The organism is Alkalimonas amylolytica, assembly GCF_900107845.1.
GTDB lineage: Bacteria > Pseudomonadota > Gammaproteobacteria > Enterobacterales > Alteromonadaceae > Alkalimonas > Alkalimonas amylolytica.
Genome location: NZ_FNRM01000001.1, coordinates 632,177 through 654,930, shown reverse-complemented (window position 1 = coordinate 654,930; position 22,754 = coordinate 632,177). Strand labels below are relative to the sequence as shown.

The 22,754-nt window shown below is 51.7% G+C and carries 13 protein-coding genes; 9 read left to right on the top strand and 4 right to left on the bottom strand.

Annotated features, from left to right (window positions below; translation table 11 throughout):
- Positions 1-90 precede the first annotated feature (90 nt).
- The 5 genes from BLW37_RS02930 to lanKC all read left to right on the top strand — a co-directional run bounded on the left by BLW37_RS02930 (position 91) and on the right by lanKC (position 8,352).
- Positions 91-2,409, top strand: a complete 2,319-nt coding sequence (locus tag BLW37_RS02930; RefSeq protein ID WP_091339161.1) for a TonB-dependent receptor — start codon at positions 91-93, stop codon at positions 2,407-2,409.
- An 88-nt stretch (positions 2,410-2,497) separates the two neighbouring features.
- Positions 2,498-3,148, top strand: coding sequence for a response regulator (locus BLW37_RS02925; RefSeq protein WP_091339158.1), 651 nt, complete (start codon positions 2,498-2,500; stop codon positions 3,146-3,148).
- Positions 3,149-3,478: 330 nt separating this feature from the next.
- A complete protein-coding gene (locus tag BLW37_RS02920; RefSeq protein WP_091339155.1) occupies positions 3,479-5,071 on the top strand; it encodes an isocitrate lyase in 1,593 nt (530 codons plus the stop codon).
- 318 nt (positions 5,072-5,389) lie between these two features.
- Positions 5,390-5,575: a hypothetical protein gene (locus tag BLW37_RS02915; protein WP_091339152.1), complete on the top strand. Its 186-nt coding sequence runs from the start codon at positions 5,390-5,392 to the stop codon at positions 5,573-5,575.
- A 92-nt stretch (positions 5,576-5,667) separates the two neighbouring features.
- On the top strand, positions 5,668-8,352 hold the full coding sequence (gene lanKC, locus BLW37_RS02910) for a class III lanthionine synthetase LanKC (RefSeq protein WP_091339147.1): 2,685 nt from the start codon (positions 5,668-5,670) through the stop codon (positions 8,350-8,352).
- Between the two features lie 76 nt (positions 8,353-8,428).
- On the opposite strand, the gene BLW37_RS02905 is transcribed toward lanKC, so the two are convergent.
- Positions 8,429-9,958: an amidase gene (locus BLW37_RS02905; protein ID WP_091339585.1), complete on the bottom strand. Its 1,530-nt coding sequence runs from the start codon at positions 9,956-9,958 to the stop codon at positions 8,429-8,431.
- Between the two features lie 194 nt (positions 9,959-10,152).
- Between BLW37_RS02905 and BLW37_RS02900 the strand changes: the two genes are divergently transcribed.
- Entirely contained in the window at positions 10,153-10,797 is a 645-nt protein-coding gene (locus tag BLW37_RS02900; protein WP_091339144.1) for an energy-coupling factor ABC transporter permease, read from the top strand.
- Here BLW37_RS02900 and BLW37_RS02895 read toward each other — a convergent pair.
- A complete protein-coding gene (locus BLW37_RS02895; protein WP_091339141.1) occupies positions 10,794-14,276 on the bottom strand; it encodes a sensor histidine kinase in 3,483 nt (1,160 codons plus the stop codon). The two genes, BLW37_RS02900 and BLW37_RS02895, sit on opposite strands and share 4 nt — an antisense overlap.
- A gap of 51 nt (positions 14,277-14,327) precedes the next feature.
- Positions 14,328-15,077 carry a 3-hydroxybutyrate dehydrogenase gene (locus BLW37_RS02890; protein WP_091339138.1) on the bottom strand — a complete coding sequence of 250 codons (750 nt, stop codon included), beginning with the start codon at positions 15,075-15,077 and terminating at the stop codon, positions 14,328-14,330.
- Positions 15,078-15,428: 351 nt separating this feature from the next.
- Between BLW37_RS02890 and BLW37_RS02885 the strand changes: the two genes are divergently transcribed.
- Positions 15,429-17,024 carry an AbgT family transporter gene (locus BLW37_RS02885; RefSeq protein WP_091339136.1) on the top strand — a complete coding sequence of 532 codons (1,596 nt, stop codon included), beginning with the start codon at positions 15,429-15,431 and terminating at the stop codon, positions 17,022-17,024.
- Between the two features lie 51 nt (positions 17,025-17,075).
- Here BLW37_RS02885 and BLW37_RS02880 read toward each other — a convergent pair whose 3' ends face one another.
- Positions 17,076-18,104 carry a LacI family DNA-binding transcriptional regulator gene (locus BLW37_RS02880; protein WP_091339131.1) on the bottom strand — a complete coding sequence of 343 codons (1,029 nt, stop codon included), beginning with the start codon at positions 18,102-18,104 and terminating at the stop codon, positions 17,076-17,078.
- A gap of 416 nt (positions 18,105-18,520) precedes the next feature.
- Between BLW37_RS02880 and BLW37_RS02875 the strand changes: the two genes are divergently transcribed.
- Positions 18,521-21,115, top strand: a complete 2,595-nt coding sequence (locus tag BLW37_RS02875; RefSeq protein ID WP_091339128.1) for a TonB-dependent receptor — start codon at positions 18,521-18,523, stop codon at positions 21,113-21,115.
- Between the two features lie 86 nt (positions 21,116-21,201).
- Positions 21,202-22,722: a tryptophan halogenase family protein gene (locus BLW37_RS02870; RefSeq protein ID WP_091339125.1), complete on the top strand. Its 1,521-nt coding sequence runs from the start codon at positions 21,202-21,204 to the stop codon at positions 22,720-22,722.
- Positions 22,723-22,754: the final 32 nt, after the last annotated feature.

Here is a 22,754-nt window from a genome sequence, read left to right as displayed (position 1 = left end):
TCAAGCCATAGTACTAAGGTACAGGTTAAAAATTCTGCATTTAGGCCTACAGTAGAAGCGTATTGTTAACGACTCAGCAGGAGAGCCATGATGGCAACGAACGAAAAACTAAAAAACAGCACTGCAGCAAGACGGGGATTTACATTGAGCGCTTTGGCTTTGGCGGTGAGTACCGGAATTATCGCCACAACAGCTATCGCTGCAGACGACGAAAATACAGCAGAGACTGAGCTGCGGTTAGAGCGCATCGAAGTCACAGCACGTCGCACAGTCGAGAATTTACAGCGGGTGCCGGTGGCGGTAACCTCGATTGGTGAAGATGATATTTTGCAGCGTGGTCTATCCACCATTATTGAAGTTCAGCAGTTCTCACCCAATACCACCTTGCAGCAAAGCCGGGGAACCAACTCGACTTTAACCGCTTTTATCCGTGGTGTGGGCCAGGAGGATCCGCTGTGGGGGTATGAGCCTGGAGTCGGTATTTACATCGATGATGTCTATGTTGCGCGGCCACAAGGCGCTGTACTGGATATTCTGAATATTGAGCGGGTGGAAGTACTGCGCGGCCCACAAGGCACGCTGTATGGTAAGAACACCATAGGTGGCGCCGTGAAATACGTGACCAAGCAAATGACCGGCGATACCGAATTTGCTATCAGTGGCACCGTTGGCAGTTTTAATCAGCGCGATGTGAAAGTGACGGGCCAATTGCCACTGATCCAGGATCAGCTCTATCTGGGCATCGGCTATGCCAATCTGCAACGCGATGGCTATGGTGAGTTTCTGATTTCTGATTTAGCCAACCAGGATAAAGAAAACTACAACAAAGACATCCAGGCTTTCCGTGCCACTTTGGAGTATCGCCCGGTCGATAATTTCTTTATGCGGCTGAGCTACGATAAGACCGATGATAAGTCGAACTCCAAAGGGGGCTTCCGCTTGCTGCCAAGCTTACTGACGGATGCGCCTGTACCGGATAGCGTGTACGATTCGTACACCAGCTTGCCAACCTGGACCAGGGTAGAAACCGAAGGGGTGAGCTTGTTGTTGGACTGGACCGTCAACGACAGCCTGAGCCTGAAATCCATTACGTCGCGCCGTGAAAACTACTCACCGGTAAATATTGACTTTGATAATACGCCGTTGCGGATTTTCGATGTGCCGGCTATCTACGAGGATAAGTGGTTTACCCAGGAACTGCAGCTGAATTACCGTACCGACAACCTCAATCTGGTGTCAGGTTTGTATTACTACACCTCTGAATCCTGCGGTGTTTTTGATGCCATTCTGGAAGTGTTGGGTCAAACCGCCTTTGGCACCCCGGGTTTAACCCGGGAAGTGGCCGGTTGCAGCGACAGTGATAGCTCGGCTGCGTATGCCCAGGGTTCCTACCAACTGAACGATCAGTGGTCGCTTACCGCAGGCCTGCGCTTCACCAAGGACAAAAAAGATGCGCTGGTCCGCAATGGTTTGATTTTTGATACCGTGTACCCGGAGTCCGGCTGGATCCCAGGTTATGTGCGCCCGGATGGTTTACAAACCCCGATCGTGCTGGATGACAGCGCCAGCTGGAGCAAGTGGACACCGAAGCTTGGCGTGGAATATCAGTACAGCCAGGACACCATGTTTTTTGCCAGCTTCAGTCAGGGCTTTAAATCCGGTACTTTTAATCCTCGGGCCGAAAGGGCGGAACCTGCAGCCAACCCGGAAGATGTGCTGTCGTACGAAATTGGCATGAAAAGCGATTTAACCAATACCTTCCGTCTGAACGCCACCTTGTTTATGCTGGATCACAAAGATCGCCAGTACATCTCGGTGATCCCGGATCCGAACGATGCTTCGGTGCTGAATCAGCGGCTGGGTAACGTCGGTCAGTCCGATGCCACCGGTGCTGAGTTTGAGTTTACCTGGATGGCCAGTCGTAACTTGCAAGTGTATGGCAGTTTGGGCTTGATTGATGCGAAGTTTAAAAATGTGTTTAGTTTTGATCCAAGCACAGGCGGCCAGGTAGATATTACCGATAGTTTTGTGGTGACCAATACGCCGAAAACCACTGCGAATCTGGGGTTTAGCTATGAAATGCAGCTGGCCTCCGGTGGTGATCTGATCTTTAACGGCAACTACCATTACCGCAGCAAGTACGCCCTGACCGAGCTGAACAACCTGCTGGAGCAAAGCAGCTATGGCTTGCTGAACCTGTCGGTGAACTGGTTGAGTGCCGATGGTCATTGGACCGTCGGTCTGCATGGTAAAAACCTGACCGATAAGCAGTATCTGGTGGGGAACTATGCCTTTATCTCGGTGGCGGATGATGGCAGCTTTGTACCCGGCCTGGGTGGTGACAACACCCTGATTGGTTACTACGACGCGCCTCGCACCATCAGTCTGACGGTGGGTTACCGTTTCTAAGCCTGCAACGATGGCCGGAACTGTACTGCTAAGGGCAGTTCCGGCTATGATAGCTTTACCTTCTCATGAACCTGAACCAAGAGCTGCCATGATTGCCATCATTGCTGATGATCACCCGTTGTTTCGTGTTGCCCTGTCACAGGCTGCCCAAACCATTTTGGGCGACCAGGCGCTTTTGCTGCAGGCCGAGAACATGGAAAGGGTCTGGGCTTTATTGCGCCAGCACCCGGATACCAGCCTGATTTTCCTTGATTTAAAAATGCCTGGCGCCGATGGTTTTGCCGGGTTAACGGCTTTGCGTACCGAGTACCCGGATGTGACCGTGCTGATGGTGTCGGCGGTTGAGGAGCCTGCGGTGATCAAGCAGGCGATGCAACTAGGGGCTGCTGCCTATGTGCCCAAGTCGGCACCGCTGGAGCTGATGTCTGCTGCCATCGACGCTGTGCAGCAGGGCGATACCTGGTTACCTGCCGAGCTTAGTCAGGAAGTGGCCGATGCCACCAGTTTGATTGATGATGATTTTGCCAACCGGCTGGAGCAACTAACGCCGCAGCAGTTTCGGGTGCTGAAGATGATCGCCGATGGCTTATTAAACAAGCAAATCGCTTATGAGATGAATGTGCAGGAAACCACCATCAAGCAGCATGTGTCTGCCATTTTGCGCAAGCTCAATGTCAATAACCGCACCCAGGCCGGTATTCTATTCGAAAAGCTCAAGCTGCCTGACAGTCACTCCTGATATTCTTACAATCAATGTCGGTGATGCTATGCATTCAGCAAAATTATGGCAATCGTCACTTTTCACGGTAAAAATGCTGTCCCAGACCGCCGTTGCTTGGCGTGAGCTATGTTTAACGACATGGCTTCGAGAGGAGCGCTCACGCTTATATTTGTTTTCTCATTTATCATCAACTACTTGCACTATCTTTGGCTGATGAAGCTACAGGCTTTAAATCACTTTAGCGCCATATTTCTAATGAATGTCAGGGATGGTATTTATTGATTTCATTTATGGTTCGAACAGGGCTAGATTAAAATCACAACAGCCAAAAGCCCTGAGGAAGATCCCATGACTTACCAAAGCACCCTGGACCAATTCGCCACCCTGATCGGCAGCAAAGACAGCAGCTGGCAGGAAATCAGCCCGGAATATGCCGCCCGTATGGCACTGCAAAACCGTTTTCAGACCGGGCTGGATATTGCCCGTTACACTGCCGGCATTATGCGCCGCGACATGGCTGACTACGATGCTGATAGCAGTCAGTACACTCAGTCGCTGGGCTGCTGGCATGGCTTTATTGGCCAGCAAAAGATGATTGCCATCAAAAAACATTTTGGCAATACCCATAAAAAATACCTGTACCTTTCGGGTTGGATGATTGCAGCGCTGCGTTCGGAGTTCGGTCCATTGCCGGATCAGTCGATGCATGAAAAAACCGCAGTGCCAATGCTGATTGAAGAACTCTATACCTTCTTACGCCAGGCCGATGCCCGTGAGCTGGGTGGCTTATTCCGTCAGCTGGATGCTGCCAAAGCCGCTGGTGATACTGCCAAAGCGGCAGAGTTGCAGCAGCAAATCGATAACCACCAAACTCATATCGTGCCTATCATTGCCGATATTGATGCCGGCTTTGGCAACGAAGAAGCCACTTACCTGCTGGCAAAGAAAATGATTGAAGCTGGTGCTTGCTGCATTCAGATCGAAAACCAGGTGTCGGACGAAAAACAATGTGGTCACCAGGATGGCAAGGTGACGGTGCCACATGCTGATTTCCTGGCCAAGATCCGCGCTGTGCGTTACGCCTTCTTAGAGCTTGGCGTACCGGATGGTGTCATTGTGGCCCGCACCGACTCTTTGGGTGCCGGTCTGACCAAGCAAATCGCCGTGACCAAAGAGCCGGGTGATCTGGGTGATCTGTACAACAGTTTCCTGGATGGCGACTACGTGCAAAGCGCCGATGACATTGCCAATGGCGATGTGGTGGTAAAAGCCAATGGCAAGCTGTTAAAGCCAAAACGCCTTGCCAGTGGTCTGTTCCAGTTTCGCCCAGGCAGCGGCGAAGATCGGGTGGTTCTGGATTGCATTACCTCTTTGCAGCACGGTGCCGACTTGCTGTGGATTGAAACCGAAAAACCACATGTTGGCCAAATCGCAGCCATGGTAAACCGGATCCGTGAAGTGGTGCCTAATGCCAAGCTGGTGTACAACAACAGCCCATCCTTTAACTGGACGCTGAACTTCCGTCAGCAGGTGTTCGATGGCTGGCAGCAGGAAGGCAAAGATGTGTCGGCCTATGATCGCGTCAAACTGATGAGCGCTGAATACGATAGCACAGAGCTGGCGATTGAAGCCGACCGTCGTATTCAGACTTTCCAGGCCGATGGTGCCCGCGAGGCCGGAATTTTCCATCACCTGATCACCTTGCCAACCTACCATACGGCAGCCCTTTCGACCGATAACCTGGCGAAAGAGTACTTTGGTGAAGCTGGCATGCTGGGTTATGTCGAAGGGGTGCAGCGCAAAGAAATCCGCCAGGGAATCGCCTGTGTTAAGCATCAGAATATGGCCGGTTCGGACATGGGTGACGATCACAAAGAGTACTTCTCGGGTGATGCAGCGCTAAAAGCCTCTGGTAAAGACAACACCATGAACCAGTTCTAGGCCTTGGTTGGGGCTTGATTGGGCAGCTTTCGGGCTGCCCTTTTTTATGGCTGCGATAGCAATCGTCTGTTTTTTGCACAGAAATTGACTGCTTTGCAAAGTCATCAAGTTAGCGACTGATATAATGGTTATTATTTAATGATTAAGTTGTGATATTCAAGCTTCCTTGTTGTATTAATTGTTTTTTAAGTGAGAATCATTGATGTGGATGAACTGAGATGAACGTTGTTAATCGCTTGAATTGCCATCTGAACTCATCCCATGCGTTGCTAACAATCTTACTTATTTCAATCAAATGAATACGTTTAAGGAAGCATTATGAAACAGAACAACAAAATGAAAGTATTGGGTTTGCAAGAGTTAAAGCAAGTTCATGGTGGTCGTACTGCAGCTGATTTAGCGCCAGCAGCCTGGAGTACCTGGAGCAATGGCTGTGGTGGAGTCAAATCAAACGAGTGGAGCACTCGCAGTAATGACTGCCGTGGTGAGGTGGTTAAGTCATAAGCTGGCAGGAAGCTTGCTGGCTAAAGCTAGTCTTTAGCCAGTGCTTTTAGTCTTCGACTGTTGTCTGTCAAATTACCTGCAGAGGATACTGCATGCAAGATCTGAATGCCCATCAGGACTTCTACATCCCCTATGAGTGGCGCAAGCCTGGGAAAATTTATCGGGATGCCGTTGCATCATTGTTACCTCCCACCTGGCGCTTGCAGCAAGATTATTTTTGGATCTATGCTCGCCCTCCTTCTCCATCCGAAATCGTGCAAGGTTGGAAAATTCATCTTTCCGCCACGCAGGAGTCCGCTGTAAGGATCCTTGGCAAAGTGGTTCCAGTCTTGTTGGCTGCCGAGGTGGAGTTCAAGTTCGCCAGTGACGATGGTATTTTGAAGAAGCTACTCAGCAAAAATTGCAGTCGAGCTTCTTCAGGAAAGTTTATCACTGTGTATCCTCGTGATAAGGACCAATTCGAGCAATTGATCCAGACACTCGCCATGGCTGTAGATGGGGAGCCTGGCCCTTACATCTTCTCAGACACCCAGTACAAAGATTCTTCCATCGTATTTTATCGTTACGGAGGCTTCCAAAGCTTATCCGAAAAGCGCAGCCGTAAGGGACGTGTTGCTCAAATCCTGGATGATAACTATCACTTTGTAGAGGATCAGCGTGTACCGCACTACTGGCGACCGGAATTCATCACGGAAGTATTCCCTCAGTTGCATGAGCAAATACAGTTCGAAGAGGATGACGAGTTGTTTGGTGGTGACTTTGTCATGGAAGGCGCTATTAAGTTTTCAAATGCTGGTGGTGTCTATCAGGCCGATTATCCGAAAGCCAAGTGCAAAGCCTTAATTAAAGAAGCCCGGCCTTACGTCGGTCATGGTCAGAACACAGATTGCATTAGCTTGCTGCAAAAAGAGTATCGCCTACTAGATAAAATTTCTTCGTTGAATATTGCACCTAAGCCATTGAAATTATTTAGTGAGTGGCAGCACACCTTTTTAGCTCAAGAGTTTCTATCCGGGGAAACTTTACGGGTTTATCAAGTTCGCCAGAACAAGCTGATCCATACTGGAAGTAGCCGGGAGGAGATGCAGGCTTGGTTGGAAGAGCTTATCTTGCTTGCTAAACAGCTCCTGAACATGGTGGAGCAGTTGCATGAGTCGAATATTTTGTTTGGTGACTTATCCCTCAACAATATCATGATCGATCTTGATACCAAGCAATTAAAGCTGATTGACTTTGAAGCAGCATTTGAACCAGGGGTTGATGCTTCTATCAACATTTGCACGCCTGGTTATGCCCGATGGGAAAGAACCGGTGCGGACGAAGTCTCGTGGCAGGATGATTATTATGCGTTAGGTTGCGTGCTGTTGGCGATGCTGGTGCCGAATACGACGTTAATAAACCTTCGACCAGAATACCCCAGGGTCTTTTTACAGGAGCTGCAGCAGGATATAGGCTTACCGCAGGCTTACATGGATTGTACTTTGCAGCTGTTATCTGGCGAGTTAACATCGTTAAAGCCTTGCATTGAGCTTTTGCAATACGCTTTGCGCTTTCAAGCGAAAACGGTCTCTACGATGAAGGTTAGTGCCTCCGCGCGTCAGAATGTCACCCAAAGTATTGCTGACATTCTGCGTTACCACAGTACTCTGCTGGATTGCACTAAAACCAAGCGATTGCTGCCACTTGGCGCTGGTCTGGACTACCCTTTGGCATTGGATTATGGCATAGCTGGTGTGGCTTATGGCTGGCAATTAATGCACGGTAGCATTCCGGCTGAGTTGAAACGCTGGATTGAACAACAGGTTCGCTTTCAAAATGGGCAGGCACCGGTAGGTTTGATGGATGGTTTGGCTGGTGCTGTTTGGGCTCTGTCAGAGCTGGGCATGCATGAGCAAGCGTTGCAATTACTGCCGCTGGTAAAGCATCACCGCTACTTGTTTCAATCGATGTCGCTGGGATATGGTGTGGCAGGTATAGGCCAGGCTGCACTGAAGCTCTGGTTGCAAACCGCTGAGCCGGGTTGTTTGGAATTGGCGCAGCAAATGGCGGAAGCGCTTTGCTACACAGCGCAGCACAGTGAACATGGTTGTTACTGGGGGCAGGCTGAAGACCTTGGGCATGACATTGGCTTTCTTGAAGGCTCCAGTGGTGTGGCTTTGTTCTTACTCTGTATGTACTGTGAAACAGAGAAAGCAGAGTACTTGGCTGTCGGTGAATCCGCCTTGCAGTTCGATATAGCTCATGGCAGGGAAACCAAAGGCTCTTATGGATTTCCCCGGCACAGTGAAGACAACATACTCTACCCCTATTTTGCTTACGGCAGTGCAGGTGTTGCCAGTGTGGCTATGCGCTATTATCTGGTTACAAGCAACCCAGACTATTTGGAGGTTGTCACAAAAACCAAAGCCTCGGTTGCGCAGAAATATGCGATAACGTCTGGCCTGATGATAGGTCTGGCAGGGATTGGCCACTTTTTATTGGATGCACACTTTTTTCTTAACGATGATCACAGTCTGCAGTTGGCCTGGCACGTTGCCGATGGCCTGAAACTTTTTGCCTTGCCAAAAAGCGAAGGGCTGGCTTTCCCGGACGATAACAGAACTAAAGTAAGTTGTGACTTTGCTGCTGGTTCAACCGGAGTGGGGTTATTTCTGCATCGTCTGGTCTATGGTGGTTGCAATCCATTAGGCATGTTGGATCAAGTGATACAAGCCAGGCTGAGTTTGCAGTTAGCAGAAAAACAGATTGCAGCTAGCAGGCAGCCAAGCACTGTCTAGCTGTTTTCAGCGACTGCCCGTGCCGGCCTCAGCTGGCACAATCAGTGTATTTTTTGCAGGTGTTTAAGCATGGGAGCTAATCAGCAGATACCGCAACATCTGGTAAGAATGCAGGTTGACGATAGGCTCCCAGCTTCTGCTCCAGAAGCTGGGCCAGAGCCAATAGCTCGGGTTCGCTCCAGGGGCTGCCAATCAGACTGACGCCCAGCGGGAAAGGGCCACTAAAACCCGCCGGCAGGTTGATGGACGGATAGCCAGCCACAGCGGCGGCGGTTGAGGTGCCAAAGTTAAATTGATCGCCTTGTTGGTGGTCTATAGGCCAGGCTGGGCCATACGAGGGTAAAATAATCGCGCTGGCGCTGGTCAAATGCTCGTCGAGCAAAGCTTCAGCCAGCTCGCGGCTTTGAACCAATGCTTTTTGATAATAAGGCGCCTGCTCACTCAGGTTCACTGCAGCGGCCTGTTGCAGGTATTCCTGGCCAAAAAATGCCAGCGCCTCTTCTCCTTTGCCATGGTTAAAATCGACAATGCCTTGCAGGCTGTTGACCGGCGCCGGCACGTTAAAATCACGCAGCCACTGCTCCAGATCGCGTTTGTATTCATACACCAGCACTTCCAGCTCGGTCTGATAAAGCTCTGCCGGTACAGGCCATGAATCGACTTGCTGCACGGCAATGCCGGCATCGAGCAGTTGCTCTACCAATTGGTCCAGCATAGGGCCAATTGCCTCGTCTCTATCGTCATAAGCCCGGATCACAACTACCTGCTGCGTTGCTGCTGCTTGCTGGCTGGCTGCACTTAAGGGGGTAGCAAACTGTTGTTTGGCTTCAGTGGTTAGCATGGCATCCAGCAGCAAGGCCGCATCGTAGACCTTTCTGGCCATGGGCCCGGCAATATCCTGCGCACTGGCAATCGGAATAATGCCATGGCCGGATACACTGCCACGGGTGGGTTTGATGCCCACCACGCCATTGATGGCTGCAGGACAAATGATGGAGCCATCGGTTTCAGTACCCACTGCCAATAGGGCGAAGTCGGCAGCTACGGCTACACCAGAGCCGGAGCTGGAACCGCAGGGCGTATGGCTAAGTACATGCGGGTTGCGGGTTTGGCCGCCCAGTGCCGACCAACCACTGGCCGAGCCAGTGCCACGAAAATTGGCCCATTCCGATAAGTTGGTTTTGGCCAGGATCACCGCCCCGGCCGCCCGTAGCTGCGCCACCAGCTCGGCATCTTGCTCGGTGATAAAGCCTTGCAATGCCAGCGCTCCGGCTGTGGTTGGCATCGCATCGGCGGTGGCGATATTGGCTTTTAGCACTACGGGCAGACCATGCAGCGGGGATAACGCTTTACCAGCAGCGCGCTCTTGGTCGCGCTTGCGGGCAATGGTGAGGGCATCAGGGTTGACGTCGATGATAGCGGCCAGTTGATGGCCCTGCTGGTTGTGCTGCTCAATCTGGTTCAGGTAATGCTGCACCAGTTGCTCACTGCTCAGGCTGCCATCCTTAAGTGCCTGTTGGGCGGTTTTGGCATCCAGCCAGGCAGGGTTGATTGCTGCCTGCAAAGGGAGGGAACAGCTTACTATTAGGGCAATGAAGGACTTCATACAGTTCTCTGTGGGTGGCCAAAACAGCAGCATAATCCAGCTGCTGACCGGAAGCCAGTGATTGCATGGACTGAATCCTGCTGTTTATCGCAGTGGGTATTAAGCGCCATTGCCGGATCTCTGACAAGCTCAAAGCAGATCGCTGCGCAAGATGCTACCATAGCAGGGCGTAGCGATGGGATGAGGAAGCGGCAATGGTACTAAGCGGATTAGGCTGGGGGGCTTTGCTGGCTGTGCTTTGGTTCAGCTTTCCACGTGAATTCTGGCCTAAGCTGAAAGCCGAGCTGGAGTACCAGCATCTGGTGTTTGGCTCGGCAGCGGTGTTGCTGCTGCTTTGGTTGCTGCAGGCCAGCATCGTCGATGGGCTGGCGGTGCACTTTCTGGGTATTACCCTGGTGACTCTTTGCCATGGCTGGCGTATTGCGGTCTGGATCTGTTTGTTGCCGCTGCTGGTATTGCTGGCGCTGGGGCAGCTAGCGCTGGCCGATGGCGGCCTTTATGCCATCTGCACTTTTGTGCTGCCAGCGCTGTTTAGTGCCGGTATCTTTTGGTTTAGTTATTACTTCCTGCCACGCCATCTGTTTATTTACATCTTTGTGGCGGCGTTTTTTGCCAGTGCCCTGACCATGCTGCTGCATATGGGGCTGACATCCGCCTGGTTTTACCTGGACGGCCGCTACCCCTGGCACATAATTCTGGACAACTACCTGGTGCTGTCGCTGCTAATCAGCTTCCCCGAAGCGTTGCTTAATGGCATGGCCGTCACCCTGATGGCGCTGTATCGACCGCACTGGCTGCGGACGTTTTACGAAAACGAGTATTTAAAAACAAGCGGTTAGCGCAGTAAACGCTGGAACAGGCGCTTTAGTGCCATCGGTTTTAGTGGTTTTAGCAGGAAGTGGAAGCCGGCGTTCAGCGCGTGTTCGCGGATCTGCTCATTGTGATCGGCGGAGTGGATAACGACTGGCAGTTGCAGCGAGAAATGGTTGCTCAGTTGTTCGGCCACCATCACGCCGGTGGCGCCATTATCCAGATGGTAATCAAACAGCAGCACATCGGGTTTTAAACCGTCACGAATGGCCTGCAGCGCCTGCTCTGGCCGGCTTATGGGGTGCACGATGCAGTCCCAGCTGCGCAGCAACTCGGTAACGGCTTGCAGCAGCTGCTCATCGTTATCAAGCAGCAATACGGCTTTGCCGGCGAAGCTGGCTTTGATATCCGGGCTGCTGGCCGGTTTGATGGGGGCGGCAGGCAGCGCACACTGGGATAAACGGATACTAAAGCAGCTGCCACGCTCTGGAGCGGAGCGCACCGTCAGCGGGTGTTGCAGCATGCCGGTGATGCGGTGGGCGATAGCCAGCCCCAGCCCCAGCCCTTTGTGATGCTGACTGTCACCTTGCTGAAACTCTTCAAATATCCGCTGTTGATCCTCCTGGGCGATGCCGATACCGGTATCGATTACCCGAATTTCCAGTGCTTGGCCATAGCGCTTGCAGCCGAGTACAATGCGGCCGTGATCGGTATAGCGAATGGCATTGGCCAGCAGGTTTTGCACCACCCGCTTAAGCAATTTTCGATCGGTCAGCACCGCCAACTTGCTTGGCAGGTAATGAAAGTCCAGGCCCTTTTCGGCGGCCAGTGCAGCTGCATCGCGGGCGCTGTCGTCCAGCAATTCGCTCAGTGCTACCGGCTGATGATTGGCTTTTATCACCCCGGCGTCCAGCTTGGTCAGTTCCAGGATAGAGGTCAGCAACTCTTCAGCGGAATCCAGTGAGCTTATCAAATGCTCACTCAGCTGCTTTTGTTCCACCGAATCGGCTTTTTCCCGCAGCAGGCCGGCGAACAGCGCGGCGGCATTGAAGGGTTGCATCAAATCGTGGCCGGCGGCGGCAAAGAAGCGGGTTTTGGCCTGGGTGCTGGCTTCAATTTTTTGCTGTGCCTGCTGCAGTTGTTGGTTCAGGGTTTCCAGTTTGCGGGTGCGATCCGCTACCCTTTGTTCCAGTGTCAGATTGCTTTGCTCCAACGCCTGCTGCACTTCAATAAAGGAGCTGACATCGGTAAAGGTGGTCACAAAGCCGCCGCCAGGCAACGGATTACCCTGCATCTCGAACACCCGGCCATCTTTTTGTGGCCGCTGAAACTTGTAACTGCTGCCCTGGCGCAGGTAACTAAGGCGCTTTTCAACCTCACTATCGACATCGGCACTGTGAATAAGGCCGCGCTCGGCGTTAAAACGGATCAAATCGGCCACCGGCCTGCCAACATCCACCAGGCCTGGCGGGTAGGTAAACATATCCAGATAACGCTGGTTCCAGGCAATCAGCCGCAAATCGGCATCCACCACACTGATGCCCTGACTGATGTTATCGATGGTGGCTTGCAACAAAGCCTGGTTAAACTGAAACACCTGGCTGGCTTCATCAACAAAACGGGCTACCGTCTCCAGCGGCAACTGACTGTGCCGGCTGGCTGCATCCATCACCAGCCGCATTGAAGCACCACCAATCACTGCCGATAAAGCCCGCTCGGATGCCTGCACCAGATTGGCTGGTGCCGGCGCATACTGCTCCAGCTGAGTGGTGCGCACGGTGCGTTGCAATACCCGGTTGGCTTCAGACTCACCGGCAAAGCGGCGCAGCAGCAAATAGCAATCCTGCACCGACAAACGTGCCTGGCGACTGGCTATTGGGGCGCTTTGTTGTTTTTGTAAGAAACGACCACTTTCCAGCCATTCGCCAACCCGGGTTTGGGTGAACTGGCTGACCAGCAGTACCATCAGCAGGTTGCAGGTGAGGCTGAGCAAGACGCCAAGGGTAATAGCATCGACCTGCCAGCCAAACAATTGATGCGGCGCCAGCCAGCCAATGCCAAAGGGGCCCTGAGTTAGCCATTGAGTACTTAGCCAGCCAGCCCGGCTGAGTTCAGGCAGCAGCAGGATGTAAGCCCAGACCACTGCGCCACTGAGCAAGCCTGCCAGGGCGCCTTGCTGGTTAACCCGGCGTGACAGCAGGCCCAGAATGAGTGCCGGTGCCAGCTGAGCCACCAGAGTGAAAGCCATTAGCCCAAGCTGGGCCAGCCCGGTATCGGTGCCTATCCAGCGGTAATAGACAAAACCCAGCATCAGCACCAGCAGCATGGAACCGCGCCGCAGGTTGGCAATTTTTAACAGGCTGGGCGGGCTCAGTTCGGTCTGGCGGGCGCGAAACAGCAGTGGGGTCAGCAGTTCGTTGGTGATCATAATGCCCAGCACCACAGTGGCCACCACCACCATGCTGGTCGCAGCGGAGAAGCCGCCCAAATAGGCCAATAGTGCGATATCGGTGCGATTTGCTGCCAGCGGCAGTTGCAACACCACCAGATCAATATTGACCTCATGCCCCAGCAGCATCACACCGGCCATGGCCAGCGGCAGCGTGAAGATACTCATTAGCAGCAAATACAGCGGGAAAATCCAACGGGCGCTGCGTAAATGTCCCAGCCGCTGGTTCTCGACGAAAGACACATGAAACATCCGTGGTAAACAAAGCGTAGCGGTAAAGCCCAGCAGTACATGCACCCAGTAGGTGTGGGTAGGCAGTGCCTGGCGTTGCAGTTCAAGCAAGCCCGGATGCTCGCGGGCGGCTGCAAAAATGGACTGGACGCCATCGTAAATGCCAAAACAGACAAAAGCGCCGATGGCCAGTAGCGCCAGTAGTTTCACCAGGGACTCAAAGGCAATGGCGGTCATCAGGCCAGGATTGGGCTGGTGGGCCTTGGCGCTTTTGCTGACAAACAGCAGCGCAAACACCGCCATCCACAGGCTGACATAAAGCCCGGTATCACGAAACCAGTCATTGGCTTGCTCAGAAGCCACCAGCACATTGATGCTGGTTGATACCGCATGCAGTTGCAAGGCGATGTAGGGGATCACCGCCAGAAATAAAATCAGCGTAATGCTTACAGCCAGCAGGCGCGAGTGGCCAAAGCGGGTGGCGATAAAGTCGGCAATGGAAGTAATGCGATAACGCCGGCAGGCAATGGCGATGCGCGCCATCAACTGAAACCCAAACCAGAACAGTATAAAAGAGCCGATGTAGGTCGGTGGGATCCACCAGCCATTCACGGCCGCCTGAGCGGTGACCCCATAAAAAGCCCAGGAAGTGCAGTAAATCGATAAGGCAAAGCTGAACACCCAGGGGGCCAGCGGATGCTTGCCATCGATACGCCGGCCAAAATAGCCGACACTGAACAACACCACCAGGTAGAGCACCGAAATGGCAGCGATGGTACCAAGGCCAATATGGCCTTGCTCCGCAATCAATTCGGCTGGTTCTTTCATGCAGGCTCCGGTGGCAGCACAGTGGTGCGCCAGTTTCTGATGCTGTTGAGCTTACCGTGCGGTCCAGCCACCGTCCAGTACCAGGGTTTGGGCCGTGATATGGCGGGCCGCATCTGAGCACAGAAAGGCAGCACTGGCGGCAATTTCTGCCACATCAATAAAGGCTTTTTGTGGCATGGGTGCCAGCATAATGGTATCGATCACCTGCTGCTCGCTGATGCCATGCTCTTTGGCCTGGGCGGCAATTTGCTGCTCGACCAAAGGTGTTTTGACGTAAGCGGGACAAATGGTGTTGATGGTGATGTTATGGCTGGCGTTTTCCAATGCGACCACCTTGCTAAAGCCAATCAGCCCATGCTTGGCAGCGACATAAGCCGATTTAAACGGCGAAGCAACCAGCGCATGAATGGAGCCAATATTGATAATACGGCCAAAATTACGCTGCTGCATGCCAGGTAGCATGGCTTTGCTCAGCATAGCCGGACCGGTCAGCATGACTTCCAGCAACAGGCGCCATTTATCGGCAGGGAAATCTTCTAAGCGGGCGACATGCTGAATGCCCGCATTGTTCACCAACACATCGGCCGGAAAGTCTGCGGCGCAGCGGGCGATGGCATCGGCATCGGTCACATCCAGCTCAAAACCTTCTGCAGCCAGGCCTTGTTGGCGTAATTGCGCGACACATTGCTCGATGCGCTCTGGCAACAAATCTGCCAGTATCACTTGATGGGACTGGCGGGCAAAATGCTCGGCAACGGCAAAACCAATTCCACCGGTCGCTCCGGTAATTACAACGCGCATGGCGGTGGCTCCTTTCATAATTGATCACCACTTATGCTAGGCAGAAGCAGTGGGTTCGACAACGGTACTTTAGTGCTATTCGTGCCTGTCGCTCAGGCCGTCTTAGCCATCTGGAGGTCTGTGATGGCCGGATTCAGCTGGTTGGCTTTTCTGGCTTGCTTAATTTATGGTACAGTCTGGCGGTTTATCACGATTAAAGTGTCGTTTCCGCTTGCTTCTTGCTGATTTTAATGCTGAATTTGCGCTGTTTTACCTGTTTTTAGCGATAAGGTGTTAAAAGTATCATTTTCATCAGTTCAGGCATGCGCAAGGCTGTAGCGGAATGACCAATAAATAAAAGAAGAGGCTTTTATGGCTGGTTCACAGCAATCCTTTACCCCAACCGAAAAGCGTGGTTGGTTTACCCGCTTTTTAGATACGGTTGAATGGCTGGGTAATCTCCTGCCGCATCCGGTAACTTTATTCGCGCTCTTTGCTCTGGCGGTGATTCTGGGCAGTGGTGTGGCGTCATTTTTTGAGTTAAGTGCCATTGATCCCCGGCCTGAAGGGGCTGCCGGTCGAGCGCCTGATGGTGTTATTACCGTGGTCAGCTTGCTCAGTGTTGATGGTCTGCAGCGTATCGTCTCCAACCTGGTGACCAACTTCACCAACTTTCCACCGCTCGGTGTGGTGCTGGTGGCACTGCTGGGGGTCAGTGTCGCAGAGCACTCTGGTTTGATTTCAGCTGCTATGCGCGGCATGGTGATGAATGCGTCACCGCGCATGGTCACGGTAACTATCGTCTTTGCCGGCATTGTCTCTAATACCGCTTCAGAGCTTGGTTATGTGGTCTTGATCCCGATGGCGGCCGCTATCTTCTATTCTTTAGGGCGTCATCCCCTGGCAGGCCTGGCTGCAGCCTTTGCCGGTGTATCCGGTGGCTACAGCGCCAACTTACTGATAGGCACCATTGATCCGCTGTTGGCCGGCTTTACCGAAGCTGCCGCTCACTTGATTGACCCTGAGTATACCGTGGGCCCGGAAGCGAATTACTTCTTTATGGTGGTAAGCACCTTTGTGATTGCGATTTTAGGTGCCATTGTGACCGAGAAAATTGTCGAGCCGAAGCTTGGCAAATACGATCGCTCGGAAGCATCGATTGATCTGGAAAGCCAGGGGTTAGAGCCACTGCGCCCGGAAGAGAAGCGCGGCCTGATTGGTGCCGGTCTGACGCTGGCAGCCTTGCTGGGTTTACTGGCACTGACCGTGGTGCCGGAAAATGGCGTCTTGCGTAACCCGGATACTGGTGGTGTATTGGGTTCGCCCTTTTTACGCGGTATTGTGGTCTATATCTTTATTACTTTTGCCATTCCCGGCTTTGTTTACGGCAAAATTGCCGGCACCATGAAAAACGACAAAGACGTCATCAACGCCATGTCGAAAAGTATTGGCTCGATGGGGCTTTATATCGTGTTGGTGTTCTTCGCCGCCCAGTTTGTCGCCTTCTTTGGCTGGACCAACCTGGGCACTATCTTTGCGGTGAAAGGAGCCACTTTCCTGCAGGAGATGGGGTTGACCGGTCCCTTGCTGTTTATCCTGTTTATTGCTATGTGCGGCTTCGTCAATCTAATGCTGGGTTCGGCTTCGGCGCAGTGGGCCATTACCGCGCCTATCTTTGTGCCTATGCTGATGATTATTGGCTATTCACCTGAAGTCGTTCAGGCAGCTTACCGCATAGGTGACTCGGTCACTAACCTGATCACACCAATGATGAGCTATTTTGGTTTGATTCTGGCGGTGGCGGCGCGTTACAAAAAAGACATGGGTATTGGCACCTTGATTGCGACCATGCTGCCTTACACCATGGTGTTCTTTATTGGCTGGGTCACGTTGTTCTGTGTCTGGGTCTTTGTGTTGGGCTTGCCGGTCGGGCCGGGTTCACCGACCTATTACAGCTTCGAAGGCTAAGCTACGCAAGTTTGGCAAGGCATGCAGCATGAAAGCTGCATGCCGGGTGGGTTAGCAACTGGCTGGGCAGGTGGACTCCCTTACCAGCAGCTCCGGAATAAATACCGGCTGGGCGTTGATCTGCGCTTTATTGGCATTGGGCCGGGTGTGTTTAAACAGCAGTTCAGCCGCCTGTGAGGCAATGATGCTGTTTGGCTGGTGCGCTGTGGTCAGCGGCGGCCAGGTCTGACGCGAAAACGGGCTGTTTTCAAAGCCTGCAATAGATAATTGTTCCGGGATCCGGATATTCATCAGCCGGGCACTGAACAAGGCACCGGCCGCAATTTCATCGTTACAAGCAAAAATAGCGGTCGGTTTTTTGGGCAGTGTCATCAGCTTTTTCGCACCCTCCACTCCTGATTCAAAGGAGTAGTGGCCCGGCACAATAAATTTTGGATTTACCTGCAAACCGCGTTTGGTTAAAGCGGCTTTAAAGCCGGCCAAACGCTCGCCACTGGAGCTGTGTTCCTCATCACCACATAAAAACGCAATCTCGGTATGGCCGAGCTCCAGCAAGTGGTTGGTAATTTTAAAAGCGGCGGTAAAATCATCAATCAATACGCAGTTATGCACGCCAGGCGAGGGGGTAGAGCCCGAGACAATACGGACAAAGTCGACCTTCATTTCTTCGAGTGCCTGCGCGATATGTGGCATTTCTGAAAAAGGCGGCGTCAAAATCAAACCGGCCAGCCGCGATTTACTCACCAGCTCTTTAACTTCCTCGACAATACCGGGTGATTTTGCATTGGTTGGGTGGATCAGCAGCTCGTAGCCGTGCTTTTTGCAGCTGTCCAGCAAGCCTTTTTGCATATCAATAATGTAATAGGCATTGGGGTTATCATAGATGTAACCAATGCTGTAGGAGCGGGTACTGGCCAGGTTGCGGGCGGCAGAGTTGGGCTGGTAATGCAGCTCATTGATGGCTGCCATCACTTTATCAAAGGTGTCTTTGCGAACGGATGGCTCATTGTTCATCACCCGGGACACCGTTTTAATCGACACCCCGGCCTGTTTGGCTACATCATTGATGGTGACTTTCATGCAGCTTCCTTGATTGGTAGGTTGCGTTGACAGCTCGCAGTATCGATAGCCGGTCAGTAAGGTTACTGTGGGCCTTAAATGATGACAGCGCTGGTCAAAAAATTAGCATTCGTGTGATAGTGATACGCTTTTTTTGGCAAAATCGCAAGCAATCTGGCCATCCAGCCTGGATTTTGTGGCAGATTTTTTGCTCTCGGAAAGTCGCTTTTACTCGGTAACTTCAAGGTGAATTGGCTCTTTCAGCAAGGCTCCAGAGCTATGGATAGCCATGTTGTCAGCAAAATAGTTGAAATTTTCATCGATTTTGGTTTGCAATACCGGATTTTTTTGTGTAAGTTAAATTTCAATGACAGCGTTGTCATTCAGGATCAGACCAATAGACAGCACAAGACCAATAAGAGGAACGGGAGAGGCTTATGTCCAGCAATAAACTAAATAAATGTGCCTTGGCGGTAAAACTGGGGTTGATGGTTGGGGCCTTTGGCTTCAGCATGCCGGTGATGGCCAACGAGGGTGCCACTGAAGATAATGTCGAAGTGATTCAGGTGCGGGGTATTCGTGCATCGCAAGTCGCCAGTATGAATGCCAAGCGCTTCAGTGATGCCACGGTGGATGTGGTTACAGCCGAAGATATTGGTAAGTTTCCGGATAGTGATGTTGGTGAAACTCTAGGGCGCATCTCTGGCGTTGCTGTTAGTCGCCAGTTCGGTCAGGGGCAGCAGGTGTCTATCCGGGGCGCTTCCAGCCAGTTAACCTCTACCTTATTAAATGGGCACTCGATTGCCTCGACAGGTTGGTATGACCAACAGTCGATTGACAGGAGCTTCAACTACTCGTTATTACCGCCAGAGCTGGTGGGTGAGGTGGAAGTGTACAAGTCTTCGCAAGCCAATCTGCCTGAAGGTGGCGTGGGTGGTACTGTGATTGTGAATACCCGCAAACCACTCAGTTTGGATGCCAATACGGCTTTTCTCAGCGTGAAAGGGGATTATGGCAGCATTTCCAAGAAGACGGATCCAGAGCTTTCAGGCCTGTACAGCTGGAAAAATGACGATGAAACTTTCGGCTTTTTGTTTGCCGCCGCTTATGCCGAAACCAGTTATCAGCGCAATGGCATTGAGTCCTTGCTTGGTTGGGGGGATATCGTTCCAACAACTTTTGAGCAAGAGCGTGAACGCACCGCACTTAATGCCACTTTCCAGTACCGGCCAACCCAGAATTTTGAGATTGGGCTGAACCTGCTTAGCCTGGATATGAAAGCAAACAATGCCAATACCTCCTTGTTCCTGATTTTCCCGGATGACAAAGATGCGGCCTGTGAAGCTCGAAACGTATCTGGGACCTGTACTTTCTATCGCCGTGGTGCAGATGACGAGAATCCAGGCTGGGGGCAAACCTGGGCCCGGATTGCCAGTATGAGCTCGGATACGGTTGATCTGAACTTTACATATGAGGCGGATAGCTACACATTAAGAGGCCGAACGGGCCACACCAAAGCCGATGGTGGAACTGATTTAACCGCAAATTACGGTTTCTGGCTGGGGCAGCCTGCTGATTTTGCCGGCACTTATGTTGCGACCGGGAAAGTCATTGATATCAACATTGCCAACAAGTATTTCACTGCCGATGATTTTCAGGCAAATCTTGGACCAGAAGGCTGGTCACTGAAGAAACAGCCTAACAGTGATAAAGAGAGCTATGCGAGGTTGGATCTATCCATTCCTGTCACCATGGGTATCGTCTCTGAACTGCATACCGGGGCAAGCTGGACCAATCATGAAGTGAAGACCGAAACCTTTACGGTTGATATGGCCAGCACGGTTCCAAATAACCCGGCCAGTCGTTATTACTCTGGCACTGTATCCTCAGCAGCTGGCTTTACCTTACCCAGAGCTAATTTGAGTAATATGATTGCCGATGCCAATGCCGCCATTGCCAACTTTGTGGATACCTCCATCGATTATCGTTCTGGTTATGGCACCATTAAAGAGCGCAATGTGGCGTTGTATTTGATGGCCGATTACTTCACTGATCGGGTTCGGGGTAACTTTGGTGTACGCTATATTCGTACCAATGCCGAGTCGGACTTTTTTAATTTCACCGCTGGTGTGTACGATGACTTTTTATCGACGGATAAAGCCAGCTACAGTGAGATTCTGCCAAGTTTCAACATTGCCTACAACCTGACCGATGATGTGATTGTGCGTGCTTCACTGGCAAAAGTAATGGCGCGACCAAATTACTACGATATGTTTTCCCGCTCGTCTTTTTCCGGCTATGCGGATGGAACGCCTGGAAATGAGGTGGTTACCAGAGGAAACGTTGGCTTGTCACCATTTAAAGCAACGCAAGGTGACCTGGGGGTCGAGTACTACTTTGGTAGTCATGGTATGACCAGTGCGACTTTCTTCTTTAAAAATGTTGATACCTTTGTTACTTCCGGGCAGTTGCTGAATCAGCAAATTGGTGTGGTCGATCCGGATTCTGGTGTCGATAACTGGACTGTGGCTACCATCCTCAATGGCAAGGGGGGCGATATTTTTGGTGTCGAACTGCAATTGCAAGATGCCTTTGCCAATGGTTTTGGTTATGTAGCCAACTACACCTTCGTTGATGCCAGTTCACCGGCTGGAAATTACCCGGATCAGGTTGGTAAATTCAGTGATTCGTCACGGCATACACTGAATTTAGTTGGTTATTATGAAGCAGACGACTACAGTATTCGTCTGGCTTACAACTGGCGCTCTGCTTTTATGATGCGTGAATTGCCTGGTTTTTACGGTAACCGTGAGCATCAAAGCTATGGCAGCCTGGATTTGAGTGCCGGCTACAAGGTCACGGACAATTTGAACCTGACTTTCGAAGTGGTAAACCTGCTGGAAGAGGACAGTGTGCAGTTAGGGGTGGCGCCTGCTGGTGCTGAAGTGAAAGATGAGCTGAAAAATGGTTATCCGGCTTGGTTCTTTGAAGGAGAGCGCCGGATTAAATTTGGCTTGAGCTACCGGTTTTAAGCACTAGTGCGTCTAAACGAAAACCCGGAAGGTCACACTTACCGGGTTTTTTATTGGATGCAATCGAATCAGCAAAGAGGTACAGAATGATAAGAAATATTGCTGTTGTGGGTGGTGGAACGGCCGGCTGGTTGGTCGCTAACCATCTGGGACAAGCGTTTCGGCATCTGCCTGATTATCAAATCACGTTGATAGAGTCACCCAGCATTGCGACCATAGGCGTGGGTGAGGGGACAGTCCCCGCTATTCGCTATTCATTGAAGAAGTTTGGTGTGTCAGAAACCGACTTATTCAACCAGTGCGATGCCACCTTCAAGCACTCAATCCATTTCATTAACTGGCTCGACAGGAATAAACACGGAGACAATGGCTATCATCATCTGTTCAGTAATCCGTTGCTTCGTGGGCTTGATCTAACAAGTTTGTGGTTGCAGCAAGGGGGCGATTACGCCAGCTTTGTTTCACCTCAAGCCACTGTTGTTGCCGCTAAACTGGCACCGAAGTTGATTACGACCGCCGAATATCAGTGCACAGTGCCCTATGCGTATCATTTCGATGCCCGTAAGTTTGCTGGTTTGCTCCATACCAATGCGACCCGATCGTTTCAGGTGAAGTATCTGCAAGCCGATGTAACTGATATCCGCACGGATGAAGCTGGCTTTATCACGCACTTAATGACCGCGCAGCATGGAGCATTAGCCTTTGACTTTGTGGTCGACTGTACTGGGTTTCAGGCATCATTGCTTGGAGAGAAGCTAAAGATCCCATTTCAAAGCTGCGCCGATCAGCTGTTTACCGATACTGCTTTGGCAGTGCAGGTACCCTACAGTCAGGAGCCGCAACTTCCTCCTTACACCCTTGCTTCGGCCCATCAAGCCGGATGGATCTGGGATATTGCATTAACCAGCCGGCGAGGTGTTGGATTTGTCTACTCATCGGCACATATGGCAGAAGAAAAAGCGTACCAGAAGTTGGAGCGCTATGTTGGTAAATCAGAGCTTGCAGCACTTTCAGTGCGTAAAATACCAATGCGGGTCGGGCGTAGAGCCAAGTTTTGGCATAAAAACTGTGTGGCGATTGGTTTGTCTCAGGGCTTTGTAGAGCCGCTTGAGGCCACAGCCATTTTGCTTGCTGACTTTTCTGCCGATTTGCTAAGCCAGTGCTTTCCTGCGGATCGCGATGAAATGAACTTGGTCGCAGAGCGTTTTAATCAGCGTATGGTGCATGCCTGGGATCGGGTGCTGGACTTTATTAAGCTGCATTACTGCATCTCCGATCGTACCGACTCCGATTTTTGGCACGATAACAGGGAGCCAGCTTCAATACCAGAATCGCTCCAGCAAAAGCTGGCACTTTGGCGAAACCATGTCCCCACCAGAGAAGATTTTTTCAGTAAGTTTGAAGTGTTTGATCTGGAGAACTATCTGTATGTGCTATACGGCATGAGGTACCCAACTAAAAAGCCGTTGCTCAGGTCAGACTACCAGGCACAGGCAGAGCTGGCTGCAAAGCAGGTGCAGCAGCAGGCTATGGCATTGACTGCAGAGCTGGGTTTGCACATGGATTTGCTGGCCAAAATTAAGCAGTATGGTCTGCAAAGACTCTAAATGTGGGCGGTTAAGCCCAGCCGATTTGGATG

What these genes read in the sequence shown, in the direction of transcription:
- BLW37_RS02930 (WP_091339161.1), top strand. Translation starts at nt 91, where the DNA reads ATGGCAACGAACGAAAAACTAAAAAACAGCACTGCAGCAAGACGGGGA.
- BLW37_RS02925 (WP_091339158.1), top strand. Translation starts at nt 2,498, where the DNA reads ATGATTGCCATCATTGCTGATGATCACCCGTTGTTTCGTGTTGCCCTG.
- BLW37_RS02920 (WP_091339155.1), top strand. Translation starts at nt 3,479, where the DNA reads ATGACTTACCAAAGCACCCTGGACCAATTCGCCACCCTGATCGGCAGC.
- BLW37_RS02915 (WP_091339152.1), top strand. Translation starts at nt 5,390, where the DNA reads ATGAAACAGAACAACAAAATGAAAGTATTGGGTTTGCAAGAGTTAAAG.
- lanKC (WP_091339147.1), top strand. Translation starts at nt 5,668, where the DNA reads ATGCAAGATCTGAATGCCCATCAGGACTTCTACATCCCCTATGAGTGG.
- BLW37_RS02905 (WP_091339585.1), bottom strand. Translation starts at nt 9,958, where the DNA reads ATGAAGTCCTTCATTGCCCTAATAGTAAGCTGTTCCCTCCCTTTGCAG.
- BLW37_RS02900 (WP_091339144.1), top strand. Translation starts at nt 10,153, where the DNA reads ATGGTACTAAGCGGATTAGGCTGGGGGGCTTTGCTGGCTGTGCTTTGG.
- BLW37_RS02895 (WP_091339141.1), bottom strand. Translation starts at nt 14,276, where the DNA reads ATGAAAGAACCAGCCGAATTGATTGCGGAGCAAGGCCATATTGGCCTT.
- BLW37_RS02890 (WP_091339138.1), bottom strand. Translation starts at nt 15,077, where the DNA reads ATGCGCGTTGTAATTACCGGAGCGACCGGTGGAATTGGTTTTGCCGTT.
- BLW37_RS02885 (WP_091339136.1), top strand. Translation starts at nt 15,429, where the DNA reads ATGGCTGGTTCACAGCAATCCTTTACCCCAACCGAAAAGCGTGGTTGG.
- BLW37_RS02880 (WP_091339131.1), bottom strand. Translation starts at nt 18,104, where the DNA reads ATGAAAGTCACCATCAATGATGTAGCCAAACAGGCCGGGGTGTCGATT.
- BLW37_RS02875 (WP_091339128.1), top strand. Translation starts at nt 18,521, where the DNA reads ATGTCCAGCAATAAACTAAATAAATGTGCCTTGGCGGTAAAACTGGGG.
- BLW37_RS02870 (WP_091339125.1), top strand. Translation starts at nt 21,202, where the DNA reads ATGATAAGAAATATTGCTGTTGTGGGTGGTGGAACGGCCGGCTGGTTG.